The organism is Mycobacterium sp., assembly GCF_008709575.1.
Classification (GTDB): Bacteria; Actinomycetota; Actinomycetes; order Mycobacteriales; family Mycobacteriaceae; genus Mycobacterium.
In genome coordinates this window covers 23,594-39,025 of sequence record NZ_VYIK01000036.1, presented here as the reverse complement: position 1 = coordinate 39,025, position 15,432 = coordinate 23,594, and the positions used below count along the sequence as shown (strand labels likewise).

The window sequence follows — 15,432 nt, the reverse complement described above, 5'->3', positions numbered from 1 at the left end:
ATTGTCGTCAGCGCGGTCGCAGGCCGGCCAAAAGCACGTCCTGGATAGTGCGCGCGATCAAGTCTTCGTCGAGCGTGCCGTCGGCGATGAGGTAGGTCAGTGCGCTGGTGGTGACCGCGCCGAAGAGGGCGATCGCGACAGCCCTGGTGTTGTCGACGGCGACGAGGGATCCGTCGGCGACGCCTGCCCGCAGCAGCGTCTCGATGGGCTCGAGGTAGGCGGTCCTGATCATGTCGGCGATGACGGGCATGCGGCCGGTTCGGCCGAGTTCGCCGATGAGGGCGCGGCATTCGGCGGGCCGCTCGGCCATCAGGCGCAGCTGAGCGGTGATCACTCCGTTCAGACGTTGGGCGCCGGTGCCGCTGCTTACCACGATCGTGTTCACCTCGTCGGCGACATGGCGCAGGCCGTCTTCGAGGAGAAACGCCAAGATGTCTTCCTTGCCGGCGAAGTAGTAGTACAGGGTGGCTTTGGCGATGCCGGTCGCCGCCGCGATGTCTTCGATCTTGGTGTCGTTGAGGCCGCGCTCGGCGAACAATTCGGCCGCGGCGGACAGCCGGTCGGCGATCTGGGCGGGAACCTCGCGCATGACCCCTCCTCTTGTTTAGACTCTAAGTCTAAACTCTGATTCGACTGGCAGGAGCTGCTGATGTCGATGGCCCAGATTCGCTACGACCCATTCGATGCGCAGATCCACGACGATCCCTACCCCACCTACCGACTGCTGCGCGATGAGGCCCCGGTGTACTGGGCGACCGACTCGCACACCTGGGTGCTCAGTCGCCACCAGGATGTGATCACCGCGCTACTCGATCACGATTCGTATTCCTCGGTCAATGGCGTCTTTCCCGCTCCGCCCGGGTCCAGGGTCATGGAGTCGGTGTTGCCCATGATGATCATGATGGACCCGCCTCGGCACGATCAGCTGCGTGCCCTGGTGAGCAAAGCGTTCACCCCGCGCCGCATCGCCGCTATGAACGACGGCATCGAGGATCTGGCGCACCGGTTGTCACAGCAGTTCGATCGGGGCGCCGGCGCGGCAGATTTCATCGGCGACTTCGCCGGGATCATCCCCGCCTTTGTCATCGCCGATCTGCTGGGCATCCCCCGCGAAGATCGTGAGCAGTTTCGGAAGTGGTCGAACACCATGGTGCAGTCCAACCCGACCCGGGACGAGGATCAGGAGGTTCATGGGGCGGCGGTAGCCATCTACGGCTATTTCGCCGACTTTTTGGCCGAGCGCCGCCGACAGCCGCGCGAGGACTTGATGTCGGCGCTGGTGGCTGCCGAGGTCGACGGCACCAGACTCACCGACGACGAGCTTCTCGGATTCTGTCTGCTGTTACTGGTCGCCGGTCACGAGACCACCACCAATCTGCTCGGCAACGCCGCGGTCGTGCTGGCGGAGCATCCGCGCAGTCGCCGTCGCCTGGTCGGCGATTCCGCTCTGCTTGGTCCCGCGGTCGAAGAGTTGCTGCGCTATGACTCACCAGTTCAAGGACTGTCCCGTATCTTGACCCGTGACGTGACACTGCACGGCACGACCATGACCGGTGGCGATTCGGTGCTGTTGCTGTTCGGCTCCGCCAACCGGGACGACCGCGTCTTCCCCGATCCCGACGTGTTCGACATCGACCGCAAACCCGAACATCAAGTCGCATTCGGCCGTGGAGTCCATTTCTGCCTGGGGGCGGCGCTGGCGCGGATGGAGGCGCGGATCGCGTTGCGGGCGTTCCTGTCCCGGGTGCCCGAGTGGGACGTCGATCTCGATTCCGCCACCCGGCTGCACTCCGGCCCGGTCCGGGGGTTCCTGTCGCTGCCGATCAGCTGGCCGGCGCGATAGGCACGCCCCGACGGCTACGCTGAGGCTGCGGCAAACGTCCTGATGGAAGGTCGGATATGTCGAAAACGGTGGTGATCGGCGCCTCGAGCGGGCTCGGGCGCTGCATCGGTGTCGCCCTGGCGCAGCGTGGCGATAGGGTCGCTCTGCTGGCCCGCCGCCGTGAACGCATCGCGTCCGCAGCCGCCGAAGCAGGGCCGGACGCGATCGCGGTTCCCTGCGATGTCACCGACGAAGCAGCGTGCCGATCGGCAATCAGCGCGGCCGCCGACGCGCTGGGCGGTATCGACAACCTGATCTACACGCCGGCGATCGGGCCGCTGGTGCGCATGGTCGACACCGATGCCGCAACCTGGCGGCGCATTTTCGATACCAACGTCATTGGCGCGGCGCTGGTGACAGCCGCGGCCGTGCCCCATTTGAGCGCCTCGGCGGGCAAGGCCGTCTACCTGTCTTCCGATGCCGGAACGTTCGGGCCGCCCTGGCCGGGTCTGGGAGCCTACGGCGTGAGCAAGGCGGCCCTTGAGCGGCTGGTGGAGGCGTGGCGAGCCGAACACCCCGATATCGGCTTCACCTGCCTGATCGTGGGGGAGTGCGCGGGCGGCGAAGGCGATGCGGCGACCGGAATAGGCGCCGACTGGGATCCCGCGCTCACCGTGAAGGCCATGCCGCTGTGGGCATCGAGCGGTGTCATGCCGGGCAAGTTGATGCCCGTCGAGGACCTCATCGAGGTGGTGCAGACGATCCTGCGGACCGACGCGGCGACGTCGATGCCGGTCGTGGTCGCCAGGGGTGCATCCGGCGGGCCCGTACTCTCGAGCTGATCGCAGCCCGGAACGAAAGTGGTTGGGCGGTCAGCTGGTTGACGATCGGCGGCCGGCTCTTCTCGAACGGACGGTTCGCCATCCGCGCGTCTTGTGCGATCACCTGCCGGAGCCAGGAATCAGCCGGTTTTGCGACAAGGCTCGGCCTCGGTCGCGGTAGGCTGGACCCCGCGAGTTTCGCCCGGCAACCCCCGCGGGCGGTCGCGTGCTGCCGGGGGCAGGCGGAAGGGGTGTGCACGGATGCGCCAGCGAGCGGTGGCGTTCGCCGTTGCCGGCCTCTGCATTCTCACCGCTGGTTGCAGCAGTGCCGACAAACACTCACCCAAGGCCCCGACGACCACCACCACGACGATGATTGCGCGCCCGATCGTCGAGCGTGAACTGGACGGGTTACTGCTCAGCCCCGAGCAGATCAATGCGGTGATGGGCGCCAAAAACATGACCGTCACCAAGAGGCGCTTCGCGATGTCTGACGACAGCGCCACGATGAAGCCCAGGGAGTGTCTGGCCATCGACGGCGCGGCGCAGGCCCAGGTCTACGCCGACAGCGGTTTCGTCGCCGTGCGCGACGAGGCGCTCAACGACGGCGACAACTTCACGCATTTCGCCGAGCAGGCGGTGGTGTTGTTCCCCATTGCCAAACAAGCCAATGCCTTCTTCAGCGCCTCGGCCCAACAGTGGCCGGCATGCCACCACTACACCCACACCCAATCTGGAACCCAATGGACGGTGGCGCCGATATCGAACGCCGACGGCACGCTGAGTACGGTGGCCACCCAAGAGAACGCCAGGGCCGGCGGTTGGGCCTGCGGGCGGGCCCTGGAGATCCGCAACAACGTCATCATCGACGTCAACACGTGCAGTGCCGATCCGGCGAACTCCGCTGTCGACATCGCCAATCAGATCGCCGCCAGAGTGCCGACACGGTAGGGCCGCTACAGTCCACCCGGGTCGTCGGGAACGTCGACGGCGTGTTCGTCGAGGGCCGTCCTGGGCACCACGTCGAGGGTGCGTTCGTGGGTGGCGGCCAGTACCACCGGGGCAGCGCAGCCATCGTGGTAGGCCCTGAGCCAGTTCAGTGCGGTGACGCACCAGCGGTCGCCGGGCGTGAGGCCGGGAAACCGGTACTCGGGCCTGGGCGTCGACAGATCGTTACCGATGCTGCGCTGGTGCGCTAAAAACTCGGCGGTCACGACGGCGCAGATGGTGTGCAGGCCGAGATCCTCAGGACCAGCGGTGCAGCAGCCATCACGGTAGAAACCGGTGAGTGGGTCGGTGCCACACGGTTCAAGCGGTCCACCCAGCACGTTTCGATCAGCCATCGACCCAGTATCTCCCGGCCCCCAGTAGGGCAATACCGAAAGGCGTCGCCGGATGTCAGATTGCGAATACCGAAGCTTGTTCTTTCTGTCGGATGATTGTTAGGGTCGAGAACGTTTCGGCAGCTACCCGCACGGTGTTGTGCCCGCGCTAATTCGGCGGCCAAGAGCTGACGGGGAATGTGAGCGTTGTCTCGACGTACTGTGTGTCACCGGCTGCGGCGCAGGGGCGACGAGCGTGGCGTAGCTACCGCTTATCAGATGAGAAGGGACAGCGGGTTTCATGGCCAAAGTGGTGTGTGTGCTCTACGACGATCCGGTCGACGGATATCCCACCCGCTACCCGCGTGACGAGCTGCCTCACCTCGACGGCTATCCCGACGGCCAGTCACTGCCGACGCCGTCGGCGATCGATTTCACACCGGGCACACTGCTGGGCAGCGTGTCCGGAGAGCTGGGCTTACGACCCTACCTGGAAGGTTTGGGGCACGAGTTCGTCGTCACCTCCGACAAAGACCGCGAGAACTCCGAATTCGACCGGCATTTGGTCGACGCGGAAGTCGTTATCTCGCAACCGTTCTGGCCTGCCTACCTCACCGCAGAGCGCATCGCGCGGGCACCCGGGCTCAAACTCGCGGTCACCGCCGGCATCGGCTCGGACCATGTCGACCTCGATGCTGCCATCGACAAGGGCATCACCGTCGCCGAAGTGACGTTCTGCAACAGCATCAGCGTCGCCGAGCACGTGGTGATGATGATCCTTGCGCTGGTACGCAACTACCTGCCGTCGTATCAGTGGGTGCTCGACGGAGGGTGGAACATCGCCGACTGTGTGCAGCGTTCCTACGACCTGGAAGGCATGCAGGTCGGCACTATCGGAGCCGGAAGGATCGGTTTGGCCGTGCTGCGTCGGCTGGCTCCGTTCGACGTCCATCTGCATTACACCGACAAGCACCGGCTGCCCGCCGAGGTCGAGACCGGACTCAACCTGACCTACCATCCGACGGCGCGGGACATGGTGCCGCACCTCGACGTGGTCACGATAAACGCTCCCCTGCATCGAGAGACACGTGGGTTGTTCAACGACGAGCTGATCGCGACCATGAAACGCGGGGCGTATGTGATCAACACCGCCCGGGCGTTGATCTGCGATCGCGATGCGATCGTGCGGGCTTTGCAGAGCGGTCAACTGGCCGGCTACGCCGGCGATGTCTGGTACCCGCAACCGGCTCCGCCCGACCATCCCTGGCGATCCATGCCGCACCACGGGATGACGCCGCACATCTCGGGCTCGTCGCTGTCGGCCCAGGCCCGGTACGCGGCCGGCACCAGGGAGATCCTGGAGTGCTATTTCTCCGGGCAACCCATCCGCGACGAGTATCTGATCGTTGCCGGCGGGGCATTGGCCGGGGCCGGCGCGCATTCCTACACCGTCGGCAGCTGAGGTCAACTCACCTGCTATGCCCGGGGATCGACTGGGCAACCGCGGTGACCACGATGAGCGCCAGCATGGCCGTCCCGATCAGATGCACCTGCCGACGCGCGGCGATCCGGGTCGGAAGAGGGCGGCGCCGCAGGGTTCGCTGACGCTGCAACGCGATGCCATAAGTGCACAGCGCGACCAATGCCGCCAGGCCGGCCGGGATCAGCCCCACCAGGTGGATCGAGCCGTGCAGGTTTCTGATCATGAGCAGGGCGCCGTTGGCCAGGACAGCGAACGACGTCCGGGTCCACGACAGCGCGGTCCGCTCCGCCTGCGACCCGGCCGGGTCTCGCGGTGCCCTCGCGCGCATCACCGGGTACTCGCTGAGGCGATGATCAACCACAATGCCAGGACTCCGACCAGCGCGAGGCCCACCGCAAGATAGACCGGCGTAGGGTGGTGCGGCAGCGGGTTGCCGCGGCGGATGGCCCGGTCCGTTTGCTCCCAGCGCAAAAGCCCCATCGCGCTGGTGAGCATCGCCAGCGCCGCGAGCACGACTCCGAGCACATGGCGCATGTCGGGAAGCGCCGTCGGCGAAACGAGCTGCACGACGGCCACCGCCGCGGCGAGCAGCCCCAGAGCGGTGCGCTGCCAGGCTAAAAACGTCCGCTCGTTGGCCAGCGTGAACCGGTAATCGGGCTCGTGCTCGACGGTGGCGGCACCGGATGCGCCAGCGGGCGCCGCGGGGTCATCGGCCACAGAACGCCTCGTCGGACATCTCACCTGCCAGCGTTTCACAGCCTGCGCCGGTTCGTTTTCCCGCGTTGGCGCGGGCCCGGGTTGTCCGCGACATACCGAGGCTCTGTCCGCCGGTCGTAGCTACCAGCGGACCAGCTGGATCGGATAAATATCAGTGCCGCCCGGCGCGCCGCCGCAGCCCGCCGGGTAGGTGGACTCGACCGAACCGGACAGGGTCGTCTGATCCCAGGTGTAGGTGTCGTGCGACGGAAGGAAATACACGACGCAGCGCACCCCGTCGGGCACGTCGACGCTCATCGTGTACCAGCCGTTGACCAGCTGCGCCCGCCCGTCGTAGGGAGCCGCTTGCCCGTTGGGCTGCGGCACCGCCTGGATGTGGAGGCATTCCGGCGTGCCGCAGTTCCGGATCTCCCAGATCCAGGCGTGGCCCGGATCGCGCGGCGTCTGCAGCGCGTAATTGCCGATCTGCATTTCCGCGTGCGACACCGGCACGAAGGTGATCGCAGTTGCCGTGAGCATCGCGCCGACTGCCAGCGTCTTCACCAACTACCCTCCTCCTGCATTTCCTTGATCTTCCTCAGTCCGCCGGATGCTAGACATCGATCAATTCGGTGGTGTCCAGGCGATCGGCAGCGTCTTGATGCCGTGGATGAACGGCGACAGCAGCCGTGCGGGTTCCTCGGTTGCGACGACGTCGGGTATTGCGCGGAACAGTTCCTCGAACATGATGCTGATCTCGCGGCGAGCCAGGTTGGCGCCCAGGCAGAAATGCGCGCCGCCGCCGCCGAAGCCGACGTGCGGATTGGGGTTGCGCGCCACGTCGAAGCTCCACGGGTCGGCAAACTTCGACTCGTCGCGGTTGGCCGAGCAGTACCACATCGTGACTTTGTCGCCGGCTGCGAGCTTGATACCTCTGAGCTCCACGTCGTGCAGGAGGGTGCGCCGCATGTAGATCACCGGCGAGGCCCATCGCACGATCTCTTCCACCGCCGAGTGTGACAACCCGTTGAAGTCGGCCCACCATTTGTCGCGCTCCTCCGGGTAGCGGGTCAGCGCGAGCAAGCCGTGACTGATCGCGTTGCGTGTCGTCTCGTTGCCGGCCACCGCCAGCAGGATGAAGAACGACGCGATCTCGGCCGACGACAACCGCTCACCGTCGACCTCGGCCTGCACCAGGCTCGTGGTCAAATCCTCCTGCGGATGGGCGCGCCGGTCTTCGGCCAGCGCGGTAGCGTGGGCGGCCATTTCCATCGACACCGTGGTGAACTGTTCGAAGTCGGTCGCCAGGTCGGGGTCACCGAACCCGAGGATGACGTTGGTCCAGTGGAAGATCCGTTGGTGGTCCTCCTCGGGAATGCCCATCATGTCGCAAATGACCTGCAGTGGCAGCGGCCCGGCCAGTTCGGCGACGGCCTCGCCGCGTCCGTCCGGATGGTCGGCGATCATCGATCCCACCAGCCGGCGGGCCCGCTCCCGGACGGATGCCTCCGCGCGGGCCACCACCTTCGGCGTGAATGCCCGGCTGACGATCGAGCGCAGCCGTTGATGGCGAGGATCATCGAGCGCGATCATCGACCCGAAAAACTCGGCGACCTCCGGTGGCTGGTCGTTAATGGTGATGTTGGGATAGGAGCTGAAGATTTCCGGGTGCCGGCTCGCGAAGAAAACGTCGTCGAACGTGGTCAGCGCCCAATGTCCGGTGCCCTCCGGGAAGCCCGGCTGGACCGCTTCGGCCCAGAAGGAGATGGGTTTTTCCCGTCGCAGCGTGGTGAATGCCCCGTCGCGCAGATCGTCGTCGAGTCCCCAGAACTCCCATGAGCTCAGATCGATATCGGCAAGCGGAACATAGGGCGGGGCCGCGCCGTTCACTCTGGTCGAAATGCCCATGTCGACTGTCCTTGTTGTCGAGCGTTTACAGTCGCGAGCCTAGACCGTTACGACTGGCGTTGGTCTGACGTTGGTCGTTGTTGGCCCAACGTGCCGGGGTAACGGTTGCTCGGCCCGGGTCGATGCCGGCGGCCGTGGCCCAGCGACCGTGACGCTGGCGTGACACTCGTCGTCCGTCGTGACGCTGGCGTAACGCTCGCCGCGCGACGGCGAGTCGCGATCGCCTCCCCGCAGGGCACGGCGACCAGCTGCGAAACTCCTCGATGCATCGGCTTGCCCGCTTAGGCTGTCTGCGACAGCGACAAGGAAGGTGGCCGATGTCCAAGCGCATTGTGGTGTGGGGTACCGGATTCGTCGGCAAGATGGTGATCGCCGAAATCCTCCCGCACCCGCTGTTCGAACTGGTCGGGGTGGGTGTGAGCAGCCCGCAGAAGGTGGGCCGCGACGTCGGGGACATCTGCGGACTGGCCGAGCCGGTCGGCATCACCGCCACCGACGACGTCGACGCGCTGATCGCGCTGCGACCGGATGCGCTGGTGCACTACGGCCCGACCGCTGCGCACGCCGACGACAATATTGCGCTGATGACTCGTTTCCTGCGCGCCGGAATCGACGTCTGCTCGACTGCGATGACCCCATGGGTGTGGCCCGCCATGCCGCTGAACCCACCCAATTGGATCCAGCCGATCACCGAGGCATGCGAGCTGGGACGGTCGTCGTGCTTCACCACGGGCATCGATCCCGGATTCGCCAACGACCTGTTCCCGATGACGCTGATGGGGGTCTGTTCAGAAGTACGTCGGGTGCGTGCCTCGGAGTTGCTCGACTACACCAACTACACCGGCGATTACGAGAACGAGATGGGCATCGGCCGCGAACCCGAATACCGCCCGGTGCTGGAACACCCCGACGTGCTGATCTTCGCCTGGGGCGCGACCGTCCCGATGATCGCGCACGCCGCGGGCATTGTGCTCGACGAAATCACCACCACCTGGGACAAATGGGTGTCGCCCACCGAGCGCAAGACCGCCAAGGGCATCATCGCACCCGGACAGGTCGCTGCCGTGCGGTTCACCATTAACGGCATCTATCAGGGCGAGACGCGCATCCAGCTCGAACACGTCAACCGCATCGGCCACGACGCCGCCCCGGACTGGCCCTGCGGCACCCAGCAGGATGTCTACCGGGTCGATATCGAGGGCACGCCGAGTATCTTCCAGGAGACCGCGTTTCGATTCACCGACGGCTCCGGACGCGACGCGGCCACCGCGGGGTGCCTGGCTACCGGGATGCGGGCGCTGAACGCGGTCCCGGCCGTCAACGACCTGCCGCCGGGCTGGGTCACCCCGCTTGACCTGCCGTTGATCGCCGGGGCCGGCACGATCCGCTGAACGCCGCAGGTGCCGATCGGTGTTCACCGGCGCCGTAGTCTCGGTCATCGGCCACCGGCAGGTTTCGGGTAGCTGACTCCGGTGGCCTGTTCGCAGACCTCCCATAACCGTCGGCAGGCGACGGCGTCGCGGGCCCGGGCGGGCACCCTGGCGTAGGTTACGCCGCCGCCCGCGGCCTCGAAGATACCGTGCGGACCGTAAAACGCAGCGCCTTCGGCCCGGGCGGACGTCGCCGCATAGAGGGCGGGCAGGATGCCCTCGTCGATCTCCTGCCAGATCGTCGGCGCCAAACGCCAGGAGAGCTTGTAGAGCCGTTCCATCATCGACGGCGTGGAGCGGCCGCGCGACGGCCCGCTGACCTGCAGGTTGGTTTTGGTCAGGCCGGGGTGGGCGGCGTTGGAAACGATGCCCCAATCGCCGTCGCGGCTGCGGTGGTCCAACTCGAGAGCGAACATGAGCACCGCCAGCTTCGACTGCCCGTAGGCGGCCATCGGCGAGTAGGACTTCTCGAATTGCAGGTCGTCGAAGTGGATACGGCCGAACCGGGCGGCCAGGCTGCTCAACGAGACGACCCGGGCCCGCTGGGCTGCGCGTAACAACGGCAACAGCTGAGCCGTCAGTGCGAAATGTCCGAGATGGTTGCTGCCGAACTGCAATTCGAACCCGTCGGCGGTGGTGTCGCGGTCCGGCGGCGTCATGACGCCGGCGTTGTTGATCAGGATGTCGATCGGGCGGCCCTCGGCGTTGAGCTGCGCGCTGAGGGCGGCGACACTGGACAACGACGACAGGTCCAAGGGCTTGATGGTCAGCTTGGCGGCGGGCACCGTCGCTCGGATCTCGTCGGCGGCGGCCTCGCCCCTGGCGCGGTTGCGGATCGCCATGACGACATCGGCGCCGGCCGCGGAGAGCCGTCGCGCCAGCCCGAACCCCAGACCGCTGTTGGCTCCGGTCACGACTGCGAGTTTTCCCGACAGGTCGGGCACGGCGGCGATGAGATCAGCGGCCATACTGGCACTCCTCGGCGGTGTCGGGGTCTCGGGTCGGCTCAGTGGCCGCGGGCCACCCATTCGTCGTACTGCGCGATCTCGGCGCCGACGGTCGTGGTGTCTCCGTGACCCGTATACACGGCGGTATCTGGGGGCAACGGGCCCAGCCGCGAGGAGATCGACTCCAGAATCGTCGGGAAGTCGGAGAACGAGCGCCCGGTGGCGCCGGGCCCGCCCCGGAACAGCGTGTCCCCGCTGAACACCGCGCCCAGTTCGGGCGCATACCAGCACACCGAGCCGGGGGAGTGGCCGGGGGTGTGCAGCGCCCGCAACTCGGTCCCGGCGACCCGCACCGTGTCGCCGTCGGACACCGCACGAAAATCCTTGTCAGGGTGAGTCATCCGCCACAACATGTCATCGGCGGGGTGCAGCAGCACCGGTGCGTCGAACGTCGCGCCCAACTCGGGGGCCACCGTGACGTGATCGTTGTGGCCGTGTGTGCACACCACGGCCACGACTTTGCGTCCGCCGACAGCCGCCACGATAGGCGCTGCGGTGTGGGCGGCGTCGAACACCACGACCTCGGAGTCGTCGCCGACGATCCAGATGTTGTTGTCGACTTCCCAACGGCCGCCGTCGAGTTCGAAAATGCCGTGGGTGATCACCCGGTCGATGGGGCTCACAGTATCACCACCGAGCGCAACACCTTTCCGGTTGACATCTTGTGGAAGGCCTTTTCGACGTCGCCGAGACCGATGCGTTCGGAGACGAACTTCTCCAGCGGAAAACGGCCTTGCAGATACAGGTCGATCAGGGTGGGGAAGTCGCGTTCGGGCAGGCAGTCGCCGTACCATGACGACTTCAGCGCGCCGCCGCGCGAGAAGAAGTCCAGCATCGGCATCTCCAGGCGCATGGGCGGTGTGGGAACACCTACCAGCACCACGGTTCCGGCCAGGTCGCGGGCGTAGAACGCCTGCTTGTAGGTTTCCGGTCGCCCGACCGCGTCGATCACCACGTCGGCGCCGAATCCGTCGGTGAGTTCCCGGATGGCCGCGACGACGTCGAGTTCACGCGCATTGATGGTGTGCGTGGCGCCGAAGCCGCGCGCCCACTCCAGCTTGGCGCTGTCGGTGTCGACGGCGATGATCCGTCGGGCGCCCACAAGTGCCGACCCGGCGATCGCGGCGTCGCCCACCCCGCCGCAGCCGATCACCGCGACGGTGTCGTCGCGGGTGACACCGCCGGTGTTGATCGCCGCGCCCAGCCCGGCCATCACTCCGCAGCCAAGTAGGCCGGCCGCCGCCGGGTCTGCTGCCGGATCAACTTTGGTGCACTGCCCGGCGTGCACCAGCGTCTTCTCCGCGAACGCCCCGATGCCCAGCGCCGCCGTCAGCTCGGTGCCGTCGGGCAGTGTCATTTTCTGCTCGGCGTTGAACGTGTCAAAGCAATACTGCGGTCTGCCGCGCCTGCAGGCGCGGCAGCGACCGCACACCGCGCGCCAGTTGAGGATCACGAAATCGCCCGGTTGCACCGCGGCCACGTCCGCTCCGACGGATTCCACGACCCCGGCGGCCTCGTGGCCGAGCAGGAACGGGTAGGCGTCGCTGATGCCGCCGTCGCGGTAGGTCAGATCCGTATGGCAGACCCCGCACGCGGTCACGTCGACGATCACCTCGCCCGGGCCTGGATCGGGGATGACGATGTCGGTCACCTCGACCGGCTCGCCCTTCTTGAGGGAAACCACGCCGCGCACTCTCGTAGGCATGAGCCCCAACCTAGCGCTGTCGGGTCATCCGTCATCGTTAGGCTCGGCCACGATGGCTGCACTCGACGCACTCGACGACTGGCCGGTCCGCAACGTCGCTGCCGCGGTCGTCGGGCCCGCCGGGGTTCTGGCCCACCACGGCGACATGACTCGGGAATTCGCGTTGGCATCGGTGACCAAACTTCTGGTGGCGCGGGCCGTGCACGTTGCGCTCGAGGAGGGTGCCGTCGATCTCGACGGCGCCGCCGGCCCGCCCGGCTCGACTGTTCGCCATTTGTTGGCGCACGCATCGGGACTGTCGATGCACTCCAACCATGCGCTCGCCAAGCCCGGCGTCCGCCGCATGTATTCCAATTACGGCTTCACGGTGCTGGCCCAGACCGTGCAGCAGGCTTGCGGCATCGAGTTCGGCCGATACCTCACCGAAGCGGTATTCGAGCCGCTGGGGATGACCGCGACCCGGCTGGACGGCGGAGCGCGGGCCGCCGGGTTCGGCGCCACGTCGACGGGTGTCGACCTGGCCGCCTTCGCCGCCGACCTGTTGCGCCCGGCGACGGTGTCGGTGCCCATGCACGCCGAGGCGATTTCGGTGCAGTTCCCCGGCCTGGACGGGGTGCTGCCCGGCTACGGCGTGCAGCGGCCCAACGATTGGGGGCTGGGTTTCGAGATCAGGGACGCGAAGTCCCCGCACTGGACGGGGGTGGTGAACTCCCCGCGAACCTACGGCCATTTCGGGCAATCCGGAACGTTTTTGTGGGCAGATCCCTACCTCGATCTGGCCCTGCTCGTCCTCACCGACCGCGATTTCGGGGAGTGGGCACGGCCATTGTGGCCGGCGCTTTCCGACGCCGTGATATCCGAGTACCGCACGGACTAGCGCAACAGGGGTCTCACGAGGCACAATGGGCACGTAAGACACTAGAACAACAGCATCCTGCTCTGAGCGGGTTCACCGGGCCGTTGGGGAAGACGTCCTGGAGCCAAAGGAGCAGCAGATGCACGCGTCGAACCAGTGCGCCGACGTGACGACCGGCGTGGTCTATATCCATGCCTGCCCGGCGGCGGTGTGTCCGCATGTCGAGTGGGCTCTGACCTCGACTTTGGGAACCCTTGCCGCCCCGGCGAATCTCAAGTGGACGCCGCAGCCGGCGATGCCCGGGCAACTGCGCGCGGTGACCAATTGGGTTGGTCCGGTCGGCACCGGGGCGCGGCTGGCCAATGCGCTTCGCTCCTGGTCGGTGCTGCGATTCGAGGTGACCGAGGATCCCAGCCCGGGGGTGGACGGGCAACGGTTCAGCCATACTCCGCAGCTGGGCTTGTGGAGCGGGACGACGAGCGCCAACGGCGACATTGTGGTGGGCGAGATGCGGCTGCGGGCGATGATGGCGTCCGGCGCCGACGCGCTGGCTGCCGAACTGGACTCGGCGCTGGGTACCGCCTGGGACGAGGCGCTCGAGGTGTATCGCGACGGCGGCGACGCCGCCGAGGTTTCCTGGCTGAGCCGGGGAGTGGGTTAACCGGGCGGACGCAAGATCTGCAGTGCGCCGGCGACCGTCGAGATCGTGGCAGGAAGCGGGCAGGCCAGTTCGCCATCGGCGTAGACATTGATCCCCGGCGCCTCGACCGCGACGGACGCCGCACGGGCGGTGCTCACCTCGTCGAGATCGACGTGGGAGCCCTTGTACACGGTGGGCAACAACCGGATCAGTCGGGTTCGCGACGCCGAATGCACCATCGTGATGTCGAGGAGGCCGTCGGCGTGGTCCGCGCGGGGGCAAATCAACATTCCGCCTCCGTAGCTGCGGGTATTGCCGAATGCGGCGAGGGTGAGGTCGGTGCTGATCTCGTCGCGGCCGTCGAGGGTCAGCCGGAACGGCAGCAGCCGCAGCTGCGAAAGTTCGGCTAGCATCGCCAGGTTGTAGCGCAGGCGCCCGCGCGGCCAGCGCATCCGGTTGGCCCGGTCGGTGACCAGCGAGTCGAATCCCGCCGCCGCAACCGTGCCGAACCACTTGGAAAACCCTGTGTGATTGTCAACCCTGCCCAGGTCGACGGTTTCCGTCCAGCCGTCGGCCACGACGTCCGCGGCGGCTACGGGATCCTTGGTGGGGATCGCATATTCGCGGGCGTGGTCGTTGCCGGTACCCGCCGGGATGATGCCCAGCGGAATGCCGGTGCCGGCCAGCGCCTGCAGCGCATCGGCGATCACCCCGTCGCCGCCGGCGACCACCAGTGCGTCGGTGCCGCGGTCGAGCGCGGCGGCGGTCAGGCGGCGTGCGTGGTCGGCATCGGTGCCGACGATTTCGACGACGTCGACGCCGCGTTGCTTCAGCCGGGCGGTTGCCCGCTCCGCGGCGTGTGGCGCCGTGCCGTGACCGGATGCCGGATTGGTGAGCAGCGTCACTTTTCCGATCTCGCGGCGGGTCATCTGGCGCCGCTCCTCCTCATCGCTGCGCTCTGCATCGTCGCGGCGGGTCACGGGATGAGTTTGCCGGGGTTGAGGATTCCAGCGGGATCCAGCGTCGACTTGATCGTCTGCAGCAGCTGCACGCCCAAGTCGCCGACCTCGGCACGCATCCAGGGCCGGTGATCGACGCCCACCGCATGGTGATGGGTGATCGTGCCGCCGGCGACCATGATCGCCTCGGAGGCGGCCGCCTTGGCAGCGCGCCACTGCTCGATCGGGTCGCCTCGCTGGCCGGCGACCACGGTGAAATACAGCGAAGCGCCGGTGGGGTACACATGCGAAATGTGGCACAGCACCAACGCCGGTGTGCCCGATTCGGCCAGCGCGCCGGTCAACGCGTCGGTGACGGCGCTCTTCAGCGTCGCGATGTTGGACCAGCTGGTCGCGGTCTCCAGGGTCTCGCAGAGGGCACCGGCGGCCAGCAGCGCGTCGCGCAGGTAGGGGCCGCTGAACCGGCCGCGTTGCCACGCCAGCGCCGCAGCCTCGCCCAGCGAGGTGCCGCCGTGGGCGGCCAGGAGCGCCCGGGTTTCGGCATGTCGGCTCTCGACATGCGCCGTCGTGCCCTCGAACACCGTGATCGCCAGGCAACCCCGGGTGATCTGTGCTTCGCCGATCGCGTCGGTGGTGGCCAGGTTGACCCCGGTCTCGGCCTCGTCGGAAAGCCGGATCACAGTGGGGCCGGTGCCGGTTTGGGTGACGACCCGCAAAGCAGCGGTGCCGGTAGCAAAGTCCGGGAACGACCACGCTTCATAGCGGGTGGCTTCCGGTACCTGA

At 66.9% G+C, this 15,432-nt stretch carries 17 protein-coding genes and 1 pseudogene; 7 read left to right on the top strand and 11 right to left on the bottom strand.

Annotated features, from left to right (window positions below):
* Positions 1-7 precede the first annotated feature (7 nt).
* Positions 8-589: a TetR/AcrR family transcriptional regulator gene (locus F6Q13_RS10060; RefSeq protein WP_293055726.1), complete on the bottom strand. Its 582-nt coding sequence runs from the start codon at positions 587-589 to the stop codon at positions 8-10.
* Positions 590-649: 60 nt separating this feature from the next.
* On the opposite strand from F6Q13_RS10060, the gene F6Q13_RS10055 reads away from it, so the two are divergent.
* The 3 genes from F6Q13_RS10055 to F6Q13_RS10045 all read left to right on the top strand — a co-directional run bounded on the left by F6Q13_RS10055 (position 650) and on the right by F6Q13_RS10045 (position 3,594).
* Positions 650-1,843: a cytochrome P450 gene (locus F6Q13_RS10055; protein ID WP_293055724.1), complete on the top strand. Its 1,194-nt coding sequence runs from the start codon at positions 650-652 to the stop codon at positions 1,841-1,843.
* A gap of 68 nt (positions 1,844-1,911) precedes the next feature.
* The gene (locus F6Q13_RS10050; protein WP_293055721.1) at positions 1,912-2,664 is read left to right on the top strand and encodes an SDR family oxidoreductase; all 753 of its coding nucleotides are present in this window, start codon (positions 1,912-1,914) and stop codon (positions 2,662-2,664) included.
* A gap of 240 nt (positions 2,665-2,904) precedes the next feature.
* A complete protein-coding gene (locus tag F6Q13_RS10045) occupies positions 2,905-3,594 on the top strand; it encodes a sensor domain-containing protein (RefSeq protein WP_293055718.1) in 690 nt (229 codons plus the stop codon).
* A gap of 5 nt (positions 3,595-3,599) precedes the next feature.
* Here the strand turns inward: F6Q13_RS10045 and F6Q13_RS10040 are convergent, their stop codons facing one another.
* Positions 3,600-3,986, bottom strand: a complete 387-nt coding sequence (locus F6Q13_RS10040) for a DUF2237 domain-containing protein (RefSeq protein WP_293055715.1) — start codon at positions 3,984-3,986, stop codon at positions 3,600-3,602.
* A 280-nt stretch (positions 3,987-4,266) separates the two neighbouring features.
* Here F6Q13_RS10040 and F6Q13_RS10035 point away from each other — a divergent pair, with 280 nt between their 5' ends.
* Positions 4,267-5,427 carry an NAD-dependent formate dehydrogenase gene (locus tag F6Q13_RS10035; RefSeq protein ID WP_293055712.1) on the top strand — a complete coding sequence of 387 codons (1,161 nt, stop codon included), beginning with the start codon at positions 4,267-4,269 and terminating at the stop codon, positions 5,425-5,427.
* A gap of 7 nt (positions 5,428-5,434) precedes the next feature.
* On the opposite strand, the gene F6Q13_RS10030 is transcribed toward F6Q13_RS10035, so the two are convergent.
* The 4 genes from F6Q13_RS10030 to F6Q13_RS10015 all read right to left on the bottom strand — a co-directional run bounded on the left by F6Q13_RS10030 (position 5,435) and on the right by F6Q13_RS10015 (position 8,052).
* Entirely contained in the window at positions 5,435-5,776 is a 342-nt protein-coding gene (locus F6Q13_RS10030; RefSeq protein ID WP_293055744.1) for a DUF202 domain-containing protein, read from the bottom strand.
* Entirely contained in the window at positions 5,776-6,165 is a 390-nt protein-coding gene (locus F6Q13_RS10025; RefSeq protein WP_293055709.1) for a DUF202 domain-containing protein, read from the bottom strand. The genes F6Q13_RS10030 and F6Q13_RS10025 overlap by 1 nt, the downstream gene beginning before the upstream one ends.
* 120 nt (positions 6,166-6,285) lie before the next feature.
* A complete protein-coding gene (locus F6Q13_RS10020; RefSeq protein WP_293055741.1) occupies positions 6,286-6,684 on the bottom strand; it encodes a hypothetical protein in 399 nt (132 codons plus the stop codon).
* Between the two features lie 84 nt (positions 6,685-6,768).
* Positions 6,769-8,052: a cytochrome P450 gene (locus F6Q13_RS10015; protein WP_293055706.1), complete on the bottom strand. Its 1,284-nt coding sequence runs from the start codon at positions 8,050-8,052 to the stop codon at positions 6,769-6,771.
* A gap of 317 nt (positions 8,053-8,369) precedes the next feature.
* Here F6Q13_RS10015 and F6Q13_RS10010 point away from each other — a divergent pair, with 317 nt between their 5' ends.
* Positions 8,370-9,443, top strand: a complete 1,074-nt coding sequence (locus F6Q13_RS10010; protein ID WP_293055703.1) for a dihydrodipicolinate reductase — start codon at positions 8,370-8,372, stop codon at positions 9,441-9,443.
* 44 nt (positions 9,444-9,487) lie between these two features.
* On the opposite strand, the gene F6Q13_RS10005 is transcribed toward F6Q13_RS10010, so the two are convergent.
* From F6Q13_RS10005 to F6Q13_RS09995, 3 genes are read right to left on the bottom strand one after another with little or no spacing between them, the layout of a single operon-like run.
* On the bottom strand, positions 9,488-10,450 hold the full coding sequence (locus F6Q13_RS10005; RefSeq protein ID WP_293055700.1) for an SDR family oxidoreductase: 963 nt from the start codon (positions 10,448-10,450) through the stop codon (positions 9,488-9,490).
* Between the two features lie 38 nt (positions 10,451-10,488).
* Positions 10,489-11,112 carry an MBL fold metallo-hydrolase gene (locus F6Q13_RS10000; protein ID WP_293055698.1) on the bottom strand — a complete coding sequence of 208 codons (624 nt, stop codon included), beginning with the start codon at positions 11,110-11,112 and terminating at the stop codon, positions 10,489-10,491.
* On the bottom strand, positions 11,109-12,194 hold the full coding sequence (locus tag F6Q13_RS09995; RefSeq protein WP_293055695.1) for an S-(hydroxymethyl)mycothiol dehydrogenase: 1,086 nt from the start codon (positions 12,192-12,194) through the stop codon (positions 11,109-11,111). The genes F6Q13_RS10000 and F6Q13_RS09995 overlap by 4 nt, the downstream gene beginning before the upstream one ends.
* A gap of 52 nt (positions 12,195-12,246) precedes the next feature.
* Here F6Q13_RS09995 and F6Q13_RS09990 point away from each other — a divergent pair, with 52 nt between their 5' ends.
* Both F6Q13_RS09990 and F6Q13_RS09985 read left to right on the top strand, forming a co-directional pair.
* The gene (locus tag F6Q13_RS09990) at positions 12,247-13,071 is read left to right on the top strand and encodes a serine hydrolase (RefSeq protein WP_293055693.1); all 825 of its coding nucleotides are present in this window, start codon (positions 12,247-12,249) and stop codon (positions 13,069-13,071) included.
* Between the two features lie 118 nt (positions 13,072-13,189).
* Positions 13,190-13,711 (top strand): DUF3145 domain-containing protein, encoded by a 522-nt coding sequence (locus F6Q13_RS09985; protein ID WP_293055691.1) that lies wholly within the window; start codon positions 13,190-13,192, stop codon positions 13,709-13,711.
* Here F6Q13_RS09985 and F6Q13_RS09980 read toward each other — a convergent pair.
* On the bottom strand, positions 13,708-14,619 hold the full coding sequence (locus F6Q13_RS09980; protein ID WP_293055738.1) for a diacylglycerol kinase: 912 nt from the start codon (positions 14,617-14,619) through the stop codon (positions 13,708-13,710). The two genes, F6Q13_RS09985 and F6Q13_RS09980, sit on opposite strands and share 4 nt — an antisense overlap.
* Positions 14,620-14,666: 47 nt before the next feature.
* Positions 14,667-15,432: pseudogene (locus F6Q13_RS09975) on the bottom strand (FAD-linked oxidase C-terminal domain-containing protein); the annotation flags it as partial.